The 20,837-nt window shown below is 48.0% G+C and carries 17 protein-coding genes; 1 reads left to right on the forward strand and 16 read right to left on the reverse strand.

Annotated elements, in window-relative coordinates; genetic code table 11:
* Window position 1 precedes the first annotated feature (1 nt).
* The 8 genes from E4663_RS13950 to E4663_RS13985 form a co-directional block, all read right to left on the reverse strand.
* The gene (locus E4663_RS13950) at window positions 2-1,627 is read right to left on the reverse strand and encodes a sodium:solute symporter family protein (RefSeq protein WP_135328066.1); all 1,626 of its coding nucleotides are present in this window, start codon (window positions 1,625-1,627) and stop codon (window positions 2-4) included.
* Complete coding sequence (locus E4663_RS13955; protein ID WP_135328067.1) at window positions 1,624-2,781, reverse strand: glycerate kinase; 1,158 nt, start codon at window positions 2,779-2,781, stop codon at window positions 1,624-1,626. The genes E4663_RS13950 and E4663_RS13955 overlap by 4 nt, the downstream gene beginning before the upstream one ends.
* A gap of 4 nt (window positions 2,782-2,785) precedes the next feature.
* Window positions 2,786-4,468, reverse strand: a complete 1,683-nt coding sequence (locus E4663_RS13960; protein ID WP_135328068.1) for an alpha-amylase family glycosyl hydrolase — start codon at window positions 4,466-4,468, stop codon at window positions 2,786-2,788.
* A 139-nt stretch (window positions 4,469-4,607) separates the two neighbouring features.
* On the reverse strand, window positions 4,608-5,798 hold the full coding sequence (locus E4663_RS13965) for a CdaR family transcriptional regulator (RefSeq protein ID WP_135328069.1): 1,191 nt from the start codon (window positions 5,796-5,798) through the stop codon (window positions 4,608-4,610).
* Window positions 5,799-5,907: 109 nt separating this feature from the next.
* Window positions 5,908-6,912: a 4-hydroxythreonine-4-phosphate dehydrogenase PdxA gene (pdxA, locus tag E4663_RS13970; RefSeq protein ID WP_241657206.1), complete on the reverse strand. Its 1,005-nt coding sequence runs from the start codon at window positions 6,910-6,912 to the stop codon at window positions 5,908-5,910.
* The gene (locus E4663_RS13975) at window positions 6,875-8,203 is read right to left on the reverse strand and encodes a four-carbon acid sugar kinase family protein (protein ID WP_135328070.1); all 1,329 of its coding nucleotides are present in this window, start codon (window positions 8,201-8,203) and stop codon (window positions 6,875-6,877) included. Before E4663_RS13975 ends, pdxA begins: the two co-directional genes overlap by 38 nt.
* 25 nt (window positions 8,204-8,228) lie before the next feature.
* On the reverse strand, window positions 8,229-9,230 hold the full coding sequence (locus E4663_RS13980; RefSeq protein ID WP_135328071.1) for a 2-keto-3-deoxygluconate permease: 1,002 nt from the start codon (window positions 9,228-9,230) through the stop codon (window positions 8,229-8,231).
* 183 nt (window positions 9,231-9,413) lie between these two features.
* On the reverse strand, window positions 9,414-11,153 hold the full coding sequence (locus E4663_RS13985; RefSeq protein ID WP_135328072.1) for a sigma-54-dependent Fis family transcriptional regulator: 1,740 nt from the start codon (window positions 11,151-11,153) through the stop codon (window positions 9,414-9,416).
* A 261-nt stretch (window positions 11,154-11,414) separates the two neighbouring features.
* Between E4663_RS13985 and E4663_RS13990 the strand changes: the two genes are divergently transcribed.
* Entirely contained in the window at window positions 11,415-11,918 is a 504-nt protein-coding gene (locus E4663_RS13990) for a DoxX family protein (RefSeq protein WP_079478091.1), read from the forward strand.
* Window positions 11,919-11,976: 58 nt separating this feature from the next.
* Here E4663_RS13990 and E4663_RS13995 read toward each other — a convergent pair whose 3' ends face one another.
* From E4663_RS13995 to E4663_RS14030, 8 genes are all read right to left on the reverse strand, one after another.
* A complete protein-coding gene (locus E4663_RS13995; RefSeq protein ID WP_135328073.1) occupies window positions 11,977-13,242 on the reverse strand; it encodes a (Fe-S)-binding protein in 1,266 nt (421 codons plus the stop codon).
* Entirely contained in the window at window positions 13,235-14,638 is a 1,404-nt protein-coding gene (locus E4663_RS14000) for an FAD-binding oxidoreductase (RefSeq protein ID WP_135328074.1), read from the reverse strand. The genes E4663_RS13995 and E4663_RS14000 overlap by 8 nt, the downstream gene beginning before the upstream one ends.
* Window position 14,639: 1 nt before the next feature.
* Window positions 14,640-15,509, reverse strand: coding sequence for a MurR/RpiR family transcriptional regulator (locus E4663_RS14005; RefSeq protein WP_079478467.1), 870 nt, complete (start codon window positions 15,507-15,509; stop codon window positions 14,640-14,642).
* 14 nt (window positions 15,510-15,523) lie between these two features.
* Window positions 15,524-16,360, reverse strand: a complete 837-nt coding sequence (locus tag E4663_RS14010) for a carbohydrate ABC transporter permease (protein ID WP_079478088.1) — start codon at window positions 16,358-16,360, stop codon at window positions 15,524-15,526.
* 18 nt (window positions 16,361-16,378) lie between these two features.
* On the reverse strand, window positions 16,379-17,272 hold the full coding sequence (locus tag E4663_RS14015) for a carbohydrate ABC transporter permease (protein ID WP_079478087.1): 894 nt from the start codon (window positions 17,270-17,272) through the stop codon (window positions 16,379-16,381).
* A gap of 67 nt (window positions 17,273-17,339) precedes the next feature.
* Window positions 17,340-18,689 (reverse strand): ABC transporter substrate-binding protein, encoded by a 1,350-nt coding sequence (locus E4663_RS14020; RefSeq protein ID WP_421803823.1) that lies wholly within the window; start codon window positions 18,687-18,689, stop codon window positions 17,340-17,342.
* Between the two features lie 70 nt (window positions 18,690-18,759).
* Window positions 18,760-19,668 (reverse strand): N-acetylmuramic acid 6-phosphate etherase, encoded by a 909-nt coding sequence (murQ, locus tag E4663_RS14025; RefSeq protein ID WP_135328075.1) that lies wholly within the window; start codon window positions 19,666-19,668, stop codon window positions 18,760-18,762.
* On the reverse strand, window positions 19,661-20,644 hold the full coding sequence (locus tag E4663_RS14030) for an N-acetylglucosamine kinase (RefSeq protein ID WP_135328076.1): 984 nt from the start codon (window positions 20,642-20,644) through the stop codon (window positions 19,661-19,663). Before E4663_RS14030 ends, murQ begins: the two co-directional genes overlap by 8 nt.
* Window positions 20,645-20,837 lie beyond the last annotated feature (193 nt).

Raw genomic sequence — 20,837 nt, forward strand, 5'->3', positions numbered from 1 at the left:
CCTATAGATTCTGAAGATAAAGTAAGAACGCAATCACGATGAAGAAGTAGATCACTAGATAGATCGGCCATCTCTTCGTATCTTTCACTTCTTCCCCTTCTTCTACAGTACTTGCCGCTTCCGAACGGCTCTTCACGGCCTGTTGTACATTCTTATTTTGCATATTAATCGTCAATCCTTCTACTTTTTCAGCAGATGGAGCTTTGAAAAGAAGGCTGACAGCATAACCGACAGCGACGGCTACAACCGCTCCGACGAAGTTGTTCCATAGCCAAGAAACGTTACCGAAAGCCGTGACCATCCAAACAGAAATCATGCCGGCGATTACACCAGCGAACGCACCAGAACCATTTACACGTCTTGTGAAAATCGCAAGGATGAACACACCAAGCAGTGCACCATAGAAATAGGAACCGACTTTGTTCACCGCTTCGATGACAGGTCCAAGGTTGGAAGCGAAGAAAGCGAACACCGTCGCATAAATTCCCCATAGAATCGTTGCATAGCGGGAAGCTTTCAAATAGTGCTCCTCTGACGCATTTTTCTTAAAGAACTTACTGTAAAAGTCACGAACAGATACGGCAGATAGCGAGTTCAATGCCGAATCCAAGCTCGACATCGCAGCAGCGAACACACCTGCCATGATCAATCCGGAAATACCGACAGGCAGCTCATTTACTACGAAGCGTGGGAACAACTCGTTCAAGTTGTCGATATTCGGGTCTCCTGCATATTGATAGAAAATGTATAGAAGAACACCAATCAACAAGAACAACAGCATTTGAGGGATCATCAAGACACCACTCAACACAAGCGAAAGCTTACTCTCACGAATCGACTTACTTGTCAGAACACGCTGGATCTGACTTTGGTCCGTTCCGAAATAGGCAGCATGAAGGAAGAAACCACCGATCACACCGGCCCAAATGCTGTACTCGACACTCAAATCAAACGAGAAGTCGAGCGACTGCAGCATGCCGGCATCAGATGCAGTCGACATGACCTCGCCCCATCCACCAGGTACGTTCTGGAAGATGACGAAAACACTGAGTCCAGCACCGATCCATAGCACAACCATTTGAATAACGTCCGTCCAGATAACAGCACTGATTCCGCCAAGCACCGTGTAAGAAACAGCGATGATCGCCATCAGAATGATCGTTACGTTTACATCAAGCCCTGTTACTACAGACAACACTAGCGCCGGCGCATACAAGACAACCCCTGTCGCAAGTCCACGGGCAATTAAGAATAGTCCCGCTGTCAATGTACGCGTTTTCACGTCAAAGCGACGTTCTAAATACTCATAAGCCGTGTAAACCTCTGTCTTATAGAAAAATGGCACAATCGTCGCGATCAGGAATGCCATTGCTAACGGAACGTTGATGAACGTCGTCATACGTGTCAGTCCACCGTCGTACCCCCAACCGGGCGCCCCGATGAACGTAATCGCACTGGCTTGTGTCGCCATAACGGAAAGGCCGATCGCCCACCACGGAATGCTACGCCCACCTAAGAAATAATCCTTCGTCGACTTCTGTTTCTTCCCAAACCAAGCCCCGACAAGAGCTGTACCTAAAATATAGACGATGAATATTGCGTAATCGATAAATGTAAAACTGCTCATCTCTGTACCTCCTTATGATATTGTCCTGCTATATACACATCCAAGAAACGCTGCACGGCTTTCTGTAACAACCTCGGTCCGTTCCGCATCGCATCCTCAAGCGTCATCGGTTCATCGACAATCGGCAGAACAGCCGTTACATCAGACTGCGTGCGGATGTCCGCTTCATCGTCGATCTTACCGGCAAAAGCAATACACGGAACGTCGTATCGTTTCGCCAACGTCGCAACACCACTCGGCCCTTTTCCATATAGCGTCTGGCGGTCGAATTTGCCTTCACCTGTCAGAACGAAGTCCGATGACGCAACCACTTCTTCTAACTTCCCTAGTTCCGCAATCAGGTCAAATCCGCTTTTCACAGAAGCATCCGCTAACAAACTACTTAACGTAAATCCGATGCCACCTGCAGCACCACTGCCTTCCGCTTCGCGTCGATCGACGCCGCTCGCTTTCTGCAAGGCTCCGGCATAGCGACTCATCCCACGTTCGAAAGCTTCCAGCTGATCAGGCTGGACCCCTTTTTGCGGACCGAAAACATGAACAGCACCCGAAACACCGAGCAGAGGATTCGTCACATCTGAAGCGATCGTCCACTTCACCTCTTGAACCCGAGAGTCCATATCGGCTAAATTGATAGCGTCCACATGACGCAGCGCCCCGCCGTTCATCGTCAGCTCCTGTTTCTTTTCATTGAAAAAATGGACACCGAGCGCCTGAAAGCATCCGGTACCAGCATCCACTGTCGCGCTTCCGCCGAGTCCGAGGATAATCTCTCGTGCCCCTTTATCGAGAGCCGACTTAATCAGCTGTCCCGTTCCAAATGTGGAAGCTTGATGAGGGTCAAGCTCCGTTTCGTGAAGGAGCGGAAGCCCGGAGGCTGCGGCCACCTCAATGACCGCCAGCTTGTCCGACTCAATCCATCCATATGACGCATTCACTTCTCGTCCTAACGGATCCCGAACCCTTTCAGTGATCTTCTCACCATCCAAAATCTCGCCCAGTGCATCGACTGTCCCTTCTCCTCCGTCCGCAATCGGAACAGCCTGGACTTCAGATGAGGCATCGAACGCATGGATACCTTCCCTAAGAGCAGCACACGCTTCAGCACTTGTCATCGAGCCTTTGAAGGAATCCGGTGCAAGTAAAAATCTCATCGCCTTATTCCTCCTTCAGCCAAATCGCTTGGTACGGATCGAGCTCCAGTTCATCCGTCTCGACACGCTGTCCACTCATCACATCCACTCCGCTGAACGAATCAGATAGCGCAACGGATTGACCAGATACGTTAACGAGCACCGTCACTTGCTCCCCTTGATACGAACGCTTGATAGCGAAGACTCGTTCATCCAAGAAAAGAACGTCCTGCTCAGCATTCGGATGAAAGGCTGTCTCCTGTTTGCGCTTCTCGATCCGGGACAGTAGCTCATGGAAGACTCGACCGCGTCGGCTGTCTTCTTGATCCAACTCGGACTCTACCTCCTCTACCTGAAGTGATTCACGATTGATCGAACGGGCACGTCCTGTCTCTTCGACACCTGCCTGGTCATTGAGCGAACCTAGTAAACTATGAACATAGATCCCAGGCACCCCTTTTACCGATAATAGAATCGTTTGAGCGGCAAGGAAGCGTTCCACGTTCTTCTCCACAGAATCATCGGCATTTTCTAACGCACTGTAGTAATTGATGTTCAGCTCATAAGGACTCTCCGTTCCATCACCGTTGTTCTTATAAGAAACACGGCCGCCCCGTCCCTTCGTCGTCTCCACCATCTCTTCAATCGTCGCTTCATCAAGAATCCCTTCGACAGGTCGCAGGCCGATTCCGTCGTGAGAAGCGAGGAAGTTAAAGAAGCTTGTATGCTCCGTTGTCGGCTCTAACGCATCCGCCCATTCCGACAAGTGACGCGCGTTACCGGATAAGAAAGTGTGCAACGTAAGCGGTGGTAGCGGGAATTGATAGACCATATGCGCTTCGTTGTAGCCGTTTCCGAAATAGCTGATGTTCTCTTTATGCGGCACATTCGTCTCGGTGATGATGATCGTTCCAGGCGACACCTCTTCCAGAACATCGCGCATCACTTGAACGATCCGGTGCGTTTCTTCTAAGTGGATACTCGTTGTGTTCAACCGCTTCCACAGAAAACCGATTGCGTCGAGGCGCAAATAACGCGCTCCATTTTTCACGTATTGAAGCAGGATATCCAGTATGGCGATGAATAGTTCTTCACTCTCAAAGTTCAGATCGATCTGATCGTCACTGAACGTCGTCCAAACATGCTTCTCTCCGTCCTTATGGTCCACTTTTGTCAAAAGAGGAAGAGCTCTCGGGCGTACGATCGAACTGTAATCCGCATCCGGATCCGCTTCTACAAAATAGTTCTGGTACGCTTCCTCACCCTCCAGGTACTTCTGGAACCAGTCACTCTTCCGGGAAATGTGGTTGATGACCGCATCGAACATCAAGTCGTACTGTCCGGCCAGATCATGAACATCCTCCCAATCTCCTAAATCCTCACGAACCTTTTCATAGTCTTGAACGGAAAAACCGTCATCCGAAGTGTAAGGATAGAAAGGAAGAATATGAACAGAATTTATGACCTGTCCTACATATTCATTCAAGAACGAACGTAATGTCTGAAGCGGATTCTGCTTGTCCCCGACAATCGAATCACCGTACGTAATCAACATCACATCTTCTTGATCGACCCAATCTTTCTTCTGAGCAGATAGTTGATAGGATTCTTTCAAGTCTTGAACCGCTTTCATAATGCGGCGTCCTTTTTCTTCACCGTAGACAAAAACGAGATTATCTTCTATACGTTGTGCTGTAGTTTGTGTCATCGTTTCACCCTCCAAAGTATGGTAACGCTATCATAAAATATAAAACGCTTCCATACTATGGTACACAAGACAAAATAGAAGAACTTCAAACGCTTCAATTTAGTACATAAAACAAACGCACTCTAAAGAAAGAGTGCGTTCAGCTAGAATGATAGAAAGCGATCGCAATTTGGATGAGCGTGGAATCCCGATGACTCCGCGGGTCGAGCCCCGTCATATCCGTGAATTTGTTCAGTCGATACTGCAACGTGTTCTTATGAATATGCAAAGCGTCGGAAGCTTTGGTGATCGAACCATTATGCTGATAAAAGACTTGCAGCAACCCCAAGTACTCGTCCAAGTTTTTGAACTGATCCGGTTTCAGCTTCTGCTCGACGAAACGCTCCCGGACAGCTAGCGGCACATCATAGACAAACGATTCAATTCCGAGATCATCGTAAAAGTAATGCCTGTGCCCATTATCCACACCATACCTCAGCGCCCTGTCCGCTTTCTCGATCGACTTCCGCATCTCACCCGGTCTCGTGCAGACGTCCCCGATCCCGGCGACGCTTTGCTGTTGATACATATGTAAGAGTGCTTGCTGAATCTCGTCCAACCGGTGCACGACCGACTTCCTGATGCCTTCCTGTGATTGTTGATCATTCACCGACAATAACAAAATATATCGGGCGCTATCACGCGGCAGAAGGATGTGTTCATGTTTCTCCGGAAAATGACGTTCGATCAATCGGACAAGCGATTTACGGTAACGCTGCATGTTCACTTCTTCCTTCACACCGACTTTTTCATTCTTGATCCGTTCATACCACTCATTCTGGAAATCTTTCATCTCCAAGATCACCGCAATCCTCGACTTATGGATATTGATCCCGAACATCCAACCACGAGTGGCGAATAGTTTCTCATCTTCATAGTTCCGTTGGATCCACTCCTGTACAAAAGCCTCGCGCGCCTGCGCTTCCAGTTCATCCTGTTCGTCCAAGTAGGCTTCCTTTACAAGAATCTCCGTCATGCGTTGCAGTAACTTACCGAACTGCTGGACCTCCTCCGGTGCCCCCGTTATTCCGATGACGCCGATCACTTGATTGTTGAGGGAAACAGGCAAATTCACTCCCGGCTTTGCGCCCTCGTATTGCTGGCCGGAATCGATGACGACTTCCTTCTTCCGGCGTAGCACCTCTACTGCCCCTTCATGGAAATCGCCTATTCTAGAAGCATCCAGGCTCGCAATGATCAATCCTTCTTCATCCATGAAGTTGACGTTGTGATTCATGATCGACACAGCCTCTTCTACAATCGACTGCGCCACCTCTTTTGAAATAAGCATACCGCTCTCTCCCCTTCTCCGTTTATTATATATGGGGACAGGGACTTTGTCCCACTATTGATCATGATAGGTTTTTGAAATAAAAAAAAGATTCCTCCTAGGAGGAATCTTATCTTCTAACACGCTGCGGTGCCAGTTCAATAGCCTGATTCATAGCTTCAAGCATGCTTTTTTCATCCGCAATGCCTTTACCAGCAATATCAAACGCTGTACCGTGATCGACACTTGTACGAATGATCGGGAGTCCGACGGTGATGTTCACACCGGCTTCCAGTCCCAATACTTTGATTGGGCCGTGCCCCTGATCATGATACATGGCTACCACAATATCAAAATCACCACGTACTGCTCTAAAGAATAATGTGTCAGCCGGTAAAGGACCTACAACCTCAATATCCTCTGCCTGAGCTCGTTCCACTGCCGGAATGATTTTTTGTTCTTCTTCTCCGTACCCGAACAATCCATTTTCTCCAGCATGAGGATTGATTCCACAAACAGCGATTCTTGGTTGGTCAATTCCAGATTTACTCAGCGTGTCGTGTGCCATCTTTATTACGTTATACACTCTATTCGGCTCAATACGATCTATCGCATCACGTAGTCCGATATGAGTCGTAACGTGTATCACTTTTAATTTCGGAGAAGACAGCATCATGGCATAATCTTCTGTTTCCGTCATTTGAGCAAGTATCTCTGTATGCCCCGGATACTGATGACCACCTTTGTGTAAAGCTTCCTTATTCAAAGGCGCTGTACATATGGCGTCGATCTTATTCTGCTTCGCTAAATCAATTGCAGCTTTCAAATATTCAAATGCCGCATGCCCAGCCTGTTCAGATACAGTACCTTGCTCTAAATCTTCAGGTAACAAGTCTAAGTCTAAACATAGGACCTTACCCTTTTGCTCTTCTATTTCCTCATCAAACGAAACCACACTAACTTCGAGATTCGCATTCAATTGTTCGGAAGCTCGATACAGTGCTTTGGCATCACCGATTACGACCGGGATAGCCTGTTCGAGAATTTCTTCCTGTTGTAAAGCTTTCACAATAATCTCCGGGCCAACGCCTGCAGCATCACCCATAGTGATACCGATTACTGGTTTCTCGGTCAACTCGTTCCACTCCCCTCAATGTTTCTATTGCCGAATAAATGGAGCTTTCTTTCCCGAAAGCGCCCGCTTTGGTCACAACCTGAATAGGACGCTCAATCCCCAATAAGTGACCAGAAGGGATCCCCGCTTCCATCTGATAACTTAAACTGATGCCTGTTGCACCCAAGCTTTTCGCTACATCTTTAGCTGTATCTCCTCCGGTCAGTACCAAAGAATTCAGTTCTTTTACTTGTTCAACAATTTTTTTCGTCATTGCCCCCAAGGCAGACGATATCTTCTTGCCGATCTCTAATTTGCTCAATCCTAAGGAGCTCGCTTCCATTAGGACTCTCTCTCTTACTTCTATATTAGAAGGGACATAGAGCACCACATCTTCTCCATTACGCAACGAGCGTACGCTATCCTCTATATACCCTTCTTCTTTCATAGACCAATCTCCTGAGAAAATTTCTTCAGTACGAACCAGTAGAGGACGGATTCCCGGTTGATCGACGGCATAACCGACTTGAGTTTGGGTGATTTGGGATAAACTCCCGCACACTGTAAGAACAGGTCCTCTTTCAGAATGCTTATTTGTAACACTTTCTTCTTTTTCAATTCCCAATACTTCAGGAAGAACCTCGGCCAGTCCAGCCGAACCAGCCCAGACGACCTTCTCTGAGAAACGTTGGAACTTCTTCGCAATTTCATACAGATCATTAGTCGTAACAGCGTCACAGACAACGTATTTCGTTTGATTTTCTTTCCACTTACGTACGCTCTGTTCCTGAACATCCACACCTTCATTTAAAAAGTCAGAAGTGATTAAGGCCGCCTCTTCCCCAATTTCATTCTTCAGAAGCGTCGGTAGATGGGATTCCTTCACAGGGTGCTTTGGGTCCATTGATAATTCTGTATCTGAAACGGGTTCCCCATGCAATTGATGGGATCCCCTTACAGTAGTCCGACCATAGGCTGGAAGCGCTGGCGCTATTACAATGAACTCAGGGTTCAATGCGTTTTCCATCGCCTGCAATTCCTTACCAATGTATCCTCTCAGTGTGGAATCCATTTTCTTATATATGTGTTTACACCCATGTTGTTTTAAAAACTCCGCCGCCTTGAAGGTCTCTTGATAGGCTTCGTTTTCTTGCAATGCCCTTGAATCAGTGTCTATTACAATTGCTTCAGCTGATGACTCATTGGGTAATTCGAAATAGACAGCCGTATCCAGCCCTTTTTCTTTCAATTGTATGCCACTATCGTTTGCTCCTGTTAGATCGTCAGCAATCATTCCAAAACGTAAACTCATCACTCATACCCCATTCGATATAAATCTAGGCTGTCACCTTCTCATTTATCTCCTGATAATCTTCAGGTAATTGAACACCTTTCCGCTCTAAACGCTTCACTAAAAACCCGACAAATATTGGCAGTAGAACAGCCGTCGTTACTGTTGATGCCGCTACTTGGACCGTCGCTAAATCAGCCACACTAGCGAAGCTTGCATTGGCAGCTGCTATGGCAGCTGGTGTAGCAACCGCGTTACCAGCAGTTGAACCTTCTGCCGCTCCTGCGATCGGATTCCATTTAAAGGCTTTGAAAGCATAGTACCCAGCTGTACCTGTGATCAACGTCGTAGCAACCCCTAACAACACACCTGACAAACCACCTTCGATGATTTTACCGAAATCAATTCCCATTCCAAGCGCGAAAGCGAAGAACGGAATTAGCATGGAACTTCCTTGGTCTAAGAAACTTCTCATGTCTTCATCCAGGTTACCCAGTACCATACCCACAGCAATCGGTAGCAGTACCGCAATGAAAGAAGTTAGAGAGAACAGCCCATCAACGAAGCCCATTGCACCGAAAATCGACAATGCGACCATTGTGAAGAAAGGACCATCGTTTAGTGCTAGAAGAGAGTACGCCGCACGGTCTGTTTTGTTACCGTACTGTCCTACAATCGCAATGTATAAACCACCATTACTATTAGTCATTGCAGCTATGATGGCGATAGGTGCTAGACCTAGCCAAAGCCCATTCTCTCCAGCGAGGAAATAAGCAAGTAGTCCAAACGCTGCACCAACAACCCACTTCACGGTAAGTAAAGTTGCCCCTTTACCCAAGCTCACTCCGACAGTTTTCAAATTAATCTGAGCTCCTGTACAAAGTAAGAACAAAGCAATTAATGTGCCAGCTCCATCTACGAATAGTGCTTGAGTAAAATTACCGATTCGAAGTAAATCTGGCGCTACCGTATTCAATATTGCAGCCAAAAGTAACGGGACAACCATCATACCTCCAGGAATTCTCTCGAGCGTTGCTTTAATTTTCATCTTGTCTCCTCCTTCATAATAACAAAAACGTTTAATATTGCAACAACAAAGAATTATATAAGCGCTTTCAATAAAAATAATAACGCTTACAAATTAAAAAAGCAACACTTTTTCGAATGTTTTATTTAATTTTTCAACAACCTTTAACGTGTTTGTTTCATTTTGAAACAAAACGACGCAAACTCATGAATTGAGTTTGCGCCATAATGTTGTTCTATTCATCCCGAGCCTTTGAGCTACTTTGGACTGGTTGTGGTTTTCCTCTTCCATCACTTTATTGATGATTTGTTTCTCCATTTCTTTCAATGTTCCTTGAAGGACGATAGTCGAAGATACATCCGTACCTTCCGCCCCTTCGCCTAGTTCACCTAACGCAGAGACCACGTTTTCTTTTGTGATATATGGTTCTGAAGTGTCCATGGCTAATTGATCTACTACTTGCTTCAGTTCTGCAATATTCCCCCGCCAAGAGTGATTCCTTAATTCAGCTAGTGCACTACCCCGTATCCCTATGGCTTCATAACCATAGTTCATGTGGTTCCAAGAAATGAAGGCTTGAACCATTTCTTTTATATCTTCAATCCTTTCAGATAAGTCCGGTAAAGTGATCTTTATAGAAGGGAGCTTGTAATATAAATCAAAATCAAATTCATCGTCTTCCACCATCTTTTGAATGCTAGGTTCCGAGAGTATAATGATTTTGTATTTCTTACTCAATTCTTGTACGACAGATCTTAACTGCGAACTCTTGTCAGCACGGTGAATATTCTTTAGCACAATAGATGCTTCATTCGGGAGGAGCATGCCCTCCGTTTGAAATAGCCGGGTAGCCTCATCAGTTTCCACTTCGGCAAAATCAATCATTAATAATGGTGCCATCTGACCGTACCGCTCAAAGTGAAGGTTCCGTGCGTACATAGTCTTGCCCGTACCAGGCTTTCCTTCAATCCATATAGGGCGATCTAATTCCGAGTAACTTTTGAGATTCTCCCTTAAAGTATTGGCTGTATGACTAGACCCTGAAATCGGGATATGAAAAGAATTGGTCAGTACAGCAATCCCTTCCCTCTCCTTTAACCATCGTTCCTGAAAGACAAATGTCATTTTACTGTCTCCGCCTAAATGAGGGTATCCTAGTACGAAATACGTCTTGTCTCCAAAGGGCATTACTCCCCATGACTCTTTCTCTTTCTCTTTCTCTTTCTCTATCATAGAAGAAACAACCTTCTTGTCCAGAGAGCCTTCCAGTTCACGGAAAAGATCATTTGCCAGGATCACCTGTTGGTCCTGATTGAGAGTAACTATTGGGTATGGAAAATGTTCGAAGACCTCATTGTATAAAAAGCTTTGAGCCTGAATTTTTCTCTTCATCTGATATAGCCGCTTCGCCTCTTGAAAAGATTCGATGACAGCCTCTTTTCCAGACGTGATCAATATACCTTGCAAGCCGTGTTGCTCTGCTTGCCTTACTGTAACGACATCTCCTATGATGACAGAATACCCTTCTTCTTTAAGGTCAGCTAAAAGCTCTGTCACTTCTTTTCTACTTTCAATTGTAATGGTCCTTACATCCATATCTAAGATGTTACAAATTGTAGAGGCACCTTGAGATATGTTAGGAAAGCCCACTAAAGCGGACTTCCCATCCATATTCTTCAATAGAGCGAATATCCGGAGCATGTCATAACCGCTGATCTTAACATCCACCACCGGAATACTTACTTCATCCTCGATTTGCCTGGCAGTTCCACCACGGCTGATAATTAAGTCATACCCTTCAGACTCAGCCTCTCTGGCAGCTTGTATTCCTTCTTCTAAATTCCCCACTTTTGTATCTATCAATAACTCTTTATCAAAATCATGATATTTCCTAACTATTTCAGCCAACCCATGGTAAGGGGCTATAAACAGAACTTTTATCATTGCAGACTCCTTATTTGTTGCAAATTTAAACAATTATATCTTTTCATATCCATCATTGTTTATCAAGTTTTACCAACATATATGCTAAGCAACCATTGAGATCGCACTTCACAATTCCGCCACAAATCTATGTACAAATTGTGAAATACATCACAAACTATGGAAATAAATGCTTAACCAGAATATACTAAGAGTGTAAAGAAAACCACCACACATCACATCATGTGAAATGGTGAACAAACTTTTAAGGAGTTGAGAAAGATGAACAAATGGCTCAGAAACAACGACAAAGTGGCAATGGTATTAGCAGTTATTCGTATTTACTTAGGGTACACTTGGCTCACAGCAGGCATCGGCAAACTTACTGGAGGATTCGAAACAAGTGGTTTCTTACAAGGGGCAATCGCTCAAGCAGAAGGCGCACACCCAGCGGTGCAACCATGGTGGGCAGCATTCCTAGAAAACGTCGCTTTACCAAATCATGAACTATTCACATTCCTTGTCATGTGGGGAGAAATTCTTGTAGGGATCGCACTCATACTCGGTTTATTCACAAACTTTGCAGCTCTAGCCGGCATTTTCATGAACTTCGCCTTCCTATTCAGCGGCACAACCAGCACCAACCCGCAAATGGTAGTATTGACCGTCTTCTTGATTGTAGCTGGTGCGAACGCAGGCAAATACGGATTAGACAGATGGGTTATGCCTTACCTTAAAGAACAACCAGTCGTTCAGAAATACCTTCACTTACCAAGACATGCATAGAACAAAATAAGGAAGAGAAAGCACTCAGTATCTGCTTTCTCTTCCTTATCGCGCGCGGTCAGTAGCGAGACTCCGGATCCGCTTCCATCAGTAAATCGACCAGATGGACAGCTTCACTCTCCATCCCTTCCCGCTTGATTCCGAGCTTCATTTGCAGCAAGCACCCTGGATTGGATGTTACTACTTGATCCGCTCCCGTCCGGCACACGTCTTCCATCTTCACATCCAACACATCCATCGAATCTTCATGCTGGACCAAATTGTAAACACCCGCCGATCCACAACAGAACCCAGGGCGCTCCAACTCTTCCAATTGGAGTCCCGGAACTTTCCGAAGCAATTCAAGCGGCGGCTCGACCACTTTCTGCACATACGTCATATGGCAGGAAGGCTGATACGTCACCGTCTGATCGACCTCTTTAGAAAACGCTAGCCCGTCCATCTCAACAAGTACTTCCGATATATCTTTCACCCGACTCGAAAACGCCACTGCTCGCTCATGCCATTCCGTTCCCTCTTCAAAAAGAGACGGATAATCGATCATTTGAGCACCACATCCACCGGCATTCTCGACAATATAATCGAACTGCTCCTCTTCATAAGCGGCAATATTCTGTTTCGCAAGCTCGATCGCCTTTTCCTTCTTACCAGAATGCGCATGCAGCGCACCGCAGCACGTCTGATTTTCCGGCAAAACGACTTCCGCCCCACTCCGGAGCAGTAACTCAATCGTCGACTCATTGCTGCCGAAGAAGACACTATCCATGATACACCCTGTGAAAAAGCCGACCTTCTTCACTGCCGGACGCTTCCGCATATACCTCGTCGCGCGCTCGTTCCGTTTCGCGGGAGAAGGCATCTCAGGTAAGATTCCAGCGAACGCCTCCAAGTGAAGCGGCATTTTCCAAGGCAGTCGGTCCGCAATCCGGTCAGCACCAGACTTCTGGAAAAGCCACGTCGCAACCCCGAGTCGATCCATCCACCTTCTAGAAGGAATGAAATCATCAAAAAGGAACGATTCGACCGCTCCTGTCTGTTTCGATTCGTCCAACACTTCCTTGGCATTTTCCAAAATCGATCCGTATTGAACATTCGTCGGACACACGGAAGTACAAGCCATACAGCCGAGACACTTCTCGATCGGTTCTTCCATGTCTTCCACCGACGCTTTCCCTTCCGCCACCATTTTCACCAAATTGATGCGCCCGCGGGGAGAATGGGTTTCCGACTCCATCGTTTCATACGTCGGACAAGCCGGAAGACAATAGCCACACTGCACACAGTCGAATGTCAGATCATAGGCATGCTTCAATCCGTCAGTCATTGCGCAGCACCAGCTTCTGGCCTTTTTCCGCAAAAATCTTCCCAGGGTTCAAAATGTTATTCGGGTCCCACACTTGTTTGATCCGCCTCATCATGTCGACGCCGACGTCCCCTAACTCCATTTCCATGAACGGAGCCTTCATCGTCCCGATTCCGTGCTCACCCGACAACGTGCCTCCAAGCTCGATTGCCGCTTCGAACATCTCTTCGACCGCGAGCTCAGCACGCTTCATCTCATCAGCATCACGTTGGTCGCACAAAATATTAGGATGGAGATTGCCATCCCCGGCATGACCGAACGCAACGACTTCGAGGTTATACTTTTCTTTGATCACTTGCAGCCGGTCCATGAAGTCCGGAATCTTACTACGTGGCACCGTCGCATCCTCAGATACCTTCGTCGGCTTGATCTTCGCAATCGCAGGTGACACTTGCTTCCTCGCATGCCAGAGCTTCGCCGCTTCCTCGTCGCTTTCCGGAATGATGATATCCTTCGCCTTCATGTCCTTCATGATCGCTTCGATCTTCTCCTGCTCGACCCTTAGCGCTTCCTCCGGCCCGTCCAGTTCGACGAGAATGATCGCAGCAGCATCAACAGGAAGGCCAATCGGTTGGAACTGCTCGACCGCAACGACACAAGCCTGGTCCATAAACTCTAGCTTCGAAGGCAATACCCCTGACGTCAACGTCCGCGATATCGCTTCACCTGCTGTCCGGACTTCGTTGAACGCGACCATCATCGTCCTGACAGCCGGCGGCTTCGGCATCAGCTTCAATGTCGCTTCGACAATGACAGCAAGCGTCCCTTCAGAGCCCACGATCAACTTCGTCAGGTCATAGCCGGTCACGTTCTTGATCGTTTGCCCGCCGGTCCGGATCAATTCACCTTCCGGGGTGACGACTTCCAAACCGAGCACATGGTCTTTCGTCACACCGTATTTCAACCCACGCGGCCCACCAGAATTCTCCGCCAGATTGCCTCCGATCGTCGCCACGTGTGCACTACTCGGGTCCGGCGCATACATGAGGCCATATTTTTCCGCTTCTTTATTGATATCACCTGTCCGCACACTCGGCGAAACGGTCACTGTCAAATCGTCTGGCCTGACTTCAATCCGAGCAGGAAGCTTCGATAAGTCGAGGACGATTCCACCGTGCACCGGGAGCGGTCCGCCGCTCAAGCACGTCCCTGCCCCGCGCGGATAAACAGGCACACCATACTCATTGGCAAGCTTCAAGATCCTCGCAACTTCATACTTATCCTTCACCTGCACGACCGCTTCCGGCAAATGCTCCCCGAACGACGCATCGAAACTATAACTGTACAGATCCGCAACTTCCGTCAACACGCGCCCTTTTTCCAAGCAATCTTCCAGGGGCTTGAGCCACTTGTTCACCTCAACCGTCTCCTTTCAATTGACTGATGACATCACTGATTTCGTTAAAATAGACCGACGCCTCGTCCCACTGATCCGTCACCAGATGGACGAAGAGGATATCGATCATATGCAGCTGGGCAAGGCGGGACGACGTCGCACCGCTCCGGAACGGGGCCGGAATCTCTCTGGAGGCAGATATGTAAAGCGAGACATCGGCAAACGACGTTACTCTTGAATTTCCATACCGCGTCAAACTGATGGTTTTCGCACCCTTCGACTGGGCGATTTCCATGATTTTCGCCGTTTCATACGTCTCACCGGAAAAAGAGATCCCGAACACGACATCCGACTCGTCTACGTTCGCGATGTTCATCGCCGCGTTATGCAAATCGGTGAAAGCGGACGTCGCCCGGTTCATGCGCAAGAACTTCTGCTGGGCATCCTGCGCAATAATGCCGGAAGCTCCGACCCCGAAGAAGTGGATGCGCCTCGCTTCCTTCAACAGCTGCACCGCTTTTGATAACGTCTCGTAATCGACGAGCTCGGATGTCTCCTTAATCGCCTGCAAATTGTTATTGGTCACTTTTTCTACTATTTCATAAGGCTCTTCCCCCGGCTGGATATCCCGAAACTTGGACTCCGGTCGTTTATGGAGGTCGCCTGAGATCCGTAGTTTCAGCTCCTGAAGCCCCTTCAGCCCCAGTGACTTGCATAAGCGAATCACCGCCGCGCTGCTCGTCGAACTCAGTTCACCGAGCTGAGCCGCTGTGCAATGGATCGCTTCATGCGGATGCTCCAGGATGAACTTCGCTATTTTCTTCTCAGAGGGCGGCAGTTTCTCCTGCATCTCTGTCAGCATCATCAATCCGCCCGTTAATCCGTTCTTCATCATCGACACCACACCTATCCTTTAATCGCACCTTCTGTCATACCTTTGACAATCCGTCGCTGGAAGATCGCATACAACACAATCACCGGCACAATCGCGATGACGAGACTCGCAAACAACGTCCCCCACGCGTTTGTGTACTGCGTTTCATTACTGATGTAATCAATCGCCAAAGCGAGCGTGTAATTCTCTTCACTTTGTAGAAAAATCAAAGCCATGAAATATTCGTTCCAAAATTGGATCATATTCATGATCGTAACCGTAATGATCCCGGTTGTCGACAGCGGCGTAATGATTTTCCAAAGGATGCCGTACGGAGACATCCCGTCGATCGCCGCCGCTTCCTCAAGCGATTTCGGAATCGTCGCCATGAAACTCGTCAGCACGAAAATACTGAACGGAAGCTGACTGACCGCATACACGATCGCAAGTCCGAAGATATTATCAAGCAGATTCAGCTGCATCAATAAGAAGAAAAGCGGAATCCACCCCAGCACCATCGGAATCATCATCGCAGAAATGTATATCGTGAAAAGGAGCCGGTTGCCGCGGAAGCGAATCCGCTCGAGCGCATAAGAGGTCGGAATCGCCATTGCCAATGTCAGCAAGGCACCGAGCCCTGTTACGATCAAACTATTGAACACGCTGATGTCGATGTTGTAGTTGCTCCAGGCATCAGCAAAATTTTGAAAGTTGAACACTTCTGGCAGTCCCCACGGGTTCGCATAAATCTCCGCATTCGACTTGAACGCACCGAGAATCATCCAAATGATCGGATAGAGGACGGCGAGTGCCCATAGCACAAGCGGAATACGCACAACGGACCTCGAGAGCCATCTTCTTTGTTTCATGTCTTCCCCTCCTTCACATTAATACTCCACTTTCTCGCGTCTCATCATGAATTGCATAATCACGACGGTGATCAACGACAAGATCAAAATCATGACGCCGATTGTCGCACCATAACCGAAGTTATATTTTACAAAAGCCTGCTCATACAAGTACGACCCCATCACGTGCGTCGAGTTGTTCGGCCCCCCGCGCGTCATGACCTGGACGATGATGAACGAGCCGTTCAGCGTTGTAATGATGATATAGAGAATCGAGATCTTGATCTGCGGCCAGATCAGCGGCAACGTCACCTTCCAGAACTGCTGCCATTCTGTCGCTCCATCAATCTCCGCTGCTTCATAATAACTTTTCGATATGTTCGAAATTCCGCCCATCAGCATCAACATGAACAACCCGATCCCGGCCCACACGGAAGGTAGAACAAGACTCGGCAATGCCCACGTCTCACTTCCGAGCCACGGCTTCGTCCATTCCTCGAGCCCGATGAATTCAAGCCCAGAGTTGACGAGTCCGAGGTTCGGGTTATAGATGAACGTCCACAAGATTCCGATGACGACGACCGACATAATATTAGGAAAGAAGAAGATAATCCGGTAAAAAGGCGCTTCCTTGATTCTCATCTGAGTGAGCGCCACCGCGAAGAACGTGGATAGGATCATAATGCCGATCACTTTGGCGACAACGAGAAAATAGTCATGAAGAATCGTGCGTGGAATAATTTCATCGCTGAACAACCTCTTGTAGTTGTCGAACCCAACGAACTCTCCGACAGAAGAGGCACCGGACCACTCGAATAACGAATAATAAAGACCATTCACAAGCGGATACAGCGTAAAGACAGCAAACAAGATAAAGGTCGGGACAAGACAAAAGGCCAGGAACAAATACGACTGTTTTTTCGATTGGACCACGTATGTACACCCCTTTTCTGTAAAAAGAGAATGTAGAGACTAGGAAGCCCCTACATTCATCTGTGATCTACTCCAAGCTTTGACGATATTCTGACGCCGCTTTTTCCGCTTCTTCTGCAAACTCTTCAGCAGAAATGTTTCCGAGCATCAGCGATACAAGCGAGTTACTGATCGGTGTTTCGAGGCTCGCACTCATCGGGTGCGGCTTCTGATAGATCTGCACCTGTTCTGGATCGTTGATCATTTCATTCGCCTTCTTCAAGAACTCAGGCACTTCATCACTTGAAGCAAGGTCGACACCTTGTAAGTTCATGATTGCGCCAGTATGTTCAGAGAACGATTTCGCATATTCTTTCGTGAACACGAACTCGACAAAGGCTTTCGCCGCTTCCGGGTTCTCCGCTTTTTCAGCAATGGCAAGTGGTCTCAAGTCAGGAACGATCGCTCCAGGCTCGCCTTCATCCTGCATTGGAGACGGAATAAATCCGTACTCGAAGTCATCCGGCGTATCATTCGCCATCTCATTCGGCAGCCAGAATCCGACTGGAATGAACGCATTGTCATGAAGCAGGAAGTTCATCTGAGACTGCGTATGGTTCAGCGCACCGAAACCATCGTCGATGTAGCCAGCTTTCTGCATCTCTTCGACTTTCTTCATGACGTTCATGACAGGCTCACTCGTCCATGCGCCCTCTTTTCCTTCGATAACGTCCGTCAGCAGCTCGTCGCCACCCGCGGCACCAAAGGCAGGGTACAACACACCACGCAAGAAGTAGTAAGGATACTGCCCCGTCGTGACGAACGGTGCGATGCCCTCGTCTTCTTTGATCTGTCCCATCGTATCCATGAAACTAGGAAAATCGGAAGGAACCGTCCAGTCATTTTCCTCGAACCAAGCATTGTCATACCACGTGCCCCACGTGTCAAAAACGAGCGGCAAGCTGTAGATGCTGCCATCATATGTAGCAGGATCCACGATGAAGCTCTCTTCAAGCTTCGATCCGTCCTCCAGTTCAACCGATGACAGCCATTCCGTCATGTCCATCAGCTGACCGTCTTCCACCATCTGCGTTTCACTAGAACCGGCACCGTCGATGTAGACGACATCAGGCGGATCGTCCGATACCCAGCGCGAACGCATCTCTTCATTGATATTCGGTCCGGCGTGTTCCGTAATCGTGACATCCGGATACTCCTCTTGGAAGTCTCCAATCACTTCTTTCCACCAAGAATCCCCGTAGCCTCCAACGAAATATTGGATTTCAAGCTCTCCGGAAATCTCCCCGTCTTCGGCATTTTCATCCGTTGCCGGCTCTTCTCCCTCTGCATCCTCACCGCCATCATCCGAACTCGCACCCGGCGCACAGCCGACGAGCAGCCCGAAAACCATCAACACGACAAGCAAGAACCAAGACATACCCTTTCGCATCATCAAGGTGAACTCCCCCTTTTTTAATGGTGAAATATATTTGAAACCACTAAGGTATTCAAATCGATCGACTTTCAATCGCACGTCTGAGCTGCCCATCGTGTTGTCGTAAACGCGCATTCGCTTCTTCCAGCGAAACAGACGACTCCAGCATCACAATCGCCGGCTTCACCTGATACTTCGCTTCATCCAACGCTTGCTCCGCTTCCTTATAACCCGCGTCCGTCACTTCCATCAAAATACGTTTCGCTCGCTCTCGTAATTTATAATTGCTAGCATGAACATCGACCATCAGATTTTCATAAACTTTGCCGAGCTGGACCATGACCGTCGTACTGATCATATTGAGGATCATCTTGTGCGCGGTCGCAGCTTTCAACCTGGTCGAGCCCGTCAGCACCTCAGGTCCGACCAAAACCTCGATCGGCACATCAGCAAAAGCACTGATCTCAGAGGACGGATTGCAAGATAACGAAATGGTCTTCGCTCCTATTTTGCCTGCATACTTTAAAGCCCCGATCGGATACGGCGTCCGGCCGCTCGCCGTAATGCCAATGATCACGTCCGCTTCCGTGACCGCTTTTTGCTCAAGGTCATGAGCTCCCTCTTCCTCACTGTCTTCGGCATTCTCCCTAGCTTTCAAAAAAGCCCGATCGCCACCTGCCATGACAGCCTGCACCATGTCAGGCGGCACCATGAACGTCGGCGGGCATTCCGACGCATCGATCACGCCAAGCCTGCCACTCGTGCCGGCGCCGACATAAAAGAGTCTGCCACCCTTTTTCACCGCTTCGGTAATGATATTGACCGTCTCCTCAACCTGCGGAATCACTTCCGACACCGCATCAAGGACGTGCCGATCCTCTTGATTCATCACCTGCAACATCTCGCCCACCGTCATCTGATCCAAATTCTGCGTCCTCGGGTTCCGTTTTTCTGTCGTCAATGAAGCGAGTGAATCAGTCATGGACTCCACCACCTTCCCTTACGTTCTCTGCCTTCTTCCCAAGCATGACCGCCCCGAACTCTGGAGGCGCATGCGGCTCTTGGAAAACGCCTAACTTCCTATCTAGTAACCTGTTTTGAAATGCCCGCTTCAATGTGGGAGAAAAAGTGAACATCGACCCTGCCACCGTTATCGGCGTTCTCTCGTTAAAATAAGGCGACTGCTTTGCTAGACTCGCAACGTGCAAGACTAGTTCATCCGCTGCTTCTTCTATTAAGCGGGTCGCGACTTCATCCCCTTTTTCACAAGCCTTGATGACAAGGGAGGCGAGCTGCGCCACTTCCTGCTTCTCGCGCGGCTTCTCGTACATGTACTGGATCAAATCTTGTTCGTGCTCTAAGTTCAACGCTTGCAGCACGAGTTCGCTGAGCATCGTTCGAGGACCACGCCCATCATGCGCCTTCACCACACTAGATAACGCTTTCAAAGAAAGATAGTATGCTCCACCTTCATCTCCAAGCAGATGTCCCCAACCACCGCAGCGATAAAATCCACTTACTTCATCACGAGCCACAGCATTCGATCCCGTCCCCGCAATCACCAACATCCCACTCCGCACTTCCGGTGCCAACGCTCCCTCTAACGCAATTTCACTATCCGATCCTATGTAGTATTCAGTATTTTCTGATAAATTAAGTGAAAAAAAGAGAGCATCGAGCGCTTCTTCCATACGTTTGATGTCTTTCGCACGACCGAGACCTGCAAGGCCGATACCGATCGAGGCGATTTGTTCCGGGGATATGTTGTACCGGGTGCACCCTTCCAGTACCAGCCCCTTAATCCGTCTCGCCGCTTCCTCAAAGCCGACGATATGAGGATTCGATCCTGCTCCGGTGATACTCAAAGGTTGCTCGGGCATTTCGGTTCTTGAGGATTCAAGGAATAAACACTTCGTCTTCGTTCCACCTCCGTCGATACCGACTCGAAACTCTTTCAAGTGATCCCCTCCATTTGACTTTATTCTACGGGTGTTGAAATTATATGTCAATATATTTTGAATTATTCTGTAATTTTGTTTCAGAGTTTGGAGTTGGGCATTTGAGTTGGGGACGGTTCTCGTGTTTGTGCAAACACGAGAACCGTCCCCAACTCAAAAATCTCCACAAAAAAGTTCGAACCTCATATGTAAG

The organism is Halobacillus salinus (assembly GCF_004684905.1).
GTDB classification, from domain to species: domain Bacteria; phylum Bacillota; class Bacilli; order Bacillales; family Halobacillaceae; genus Halobacillus; species Halobacillus salinus.

Excerpts from the sequence above, each read along its gene's own strand:
- E4663_RS13950 (WP_135328066.1), bottom strand. The coding sequence starts at position 1,627 with ATGAGCAGTTTTACATTTATCGATTACGCAATATTCATCGTCTATATT.
- E4663_RS13955 (WP_135328067.1), bottom strand. The coding sequence starts at position 2,781 with ATGAGATTTTTACTTGCACCGGATTCCTTCAAAGGCTCGATGACAAGT.
- E4663_RS13960 (WP_135328068.1), bottom strand. The coding sequence starts at position 4,468 with ATGACACAAACTACAGCACAACGTATAGAAGATAATCTCGTTTTTGTC.
- E4663_RS13965 (WP_135328069.1), bottom strand. The coding sequence starts at position 5,798 with ATGCTTATTTCAAAAGAGGTGGCGCAGTCGATTGTAGAAGAGGCTGTG.
- E4663_RS13975 (WP_135328070.1), bottom strand. The coding sequence starts at position 8,203 with ATGAGTTTACGTTTTGGAATGATTGCTGACGATCTAACAGGAGCAAAC.
- E4663_RS13980 (WP_135328071.1), bottom strand. The coding sequence starts at position 9,230 with ATGAAAATTAAAGCAACGCTCGAGAGAATTCCTGGAGGTATGATGGTT.
- E4663_RS13985 (WP_135328072.1), bottom strand. The coding sequence starts at position 11,153 with ATGATAAAAGTTCTGTTTATAGCCCCTTACCATGGGTTGGCTGAAATA.
- E4663_RS13990 (WP_079478091.1), top strand. The coding sequence starts at position 11,415 with ATGAACAAATGGCTCAGAAACAACGACAAAGTGGCAATGGTATTAGCA.
- E4663_RS13995 (WP_135328073.1), bottom strand. The coding sequence starts at position 13,242 with ATGACTGACGGATTGAAGCATGCCTATGATCTGACATTCGACTGTGTG.
- E4663_RS14005 (WP_079478467.1), bottom strand. The coding sequence starts at position 15,509 with ATGAAGAACGGATTAACGGGCGGATTGATGATGCTGACAGAGATGCAG.
- E4663_RS14010 (WP_079478088.1), bottom strand. The coding sequence starts at position 16,360 with ATGAAACAAAGAAGATGGCTCTCGAGGTCCGTTGTGCGTATTCCGCTT.
- E4663_RS14020 (WP_421803823.1), bottom strand. The coding sequence starts at position 18,689 with ATGTCTTGGTTCTTGCTTGTCGTGTTGATGGTTTTCGGGCTGCTCGTC.
- murQ (WP_135328075.1), bottom strand. The coding sequence starts at position 19,668 with ATGACTGATTCACTCGCTTCATTGACGACAGAAAAACGGAACCCGAGG.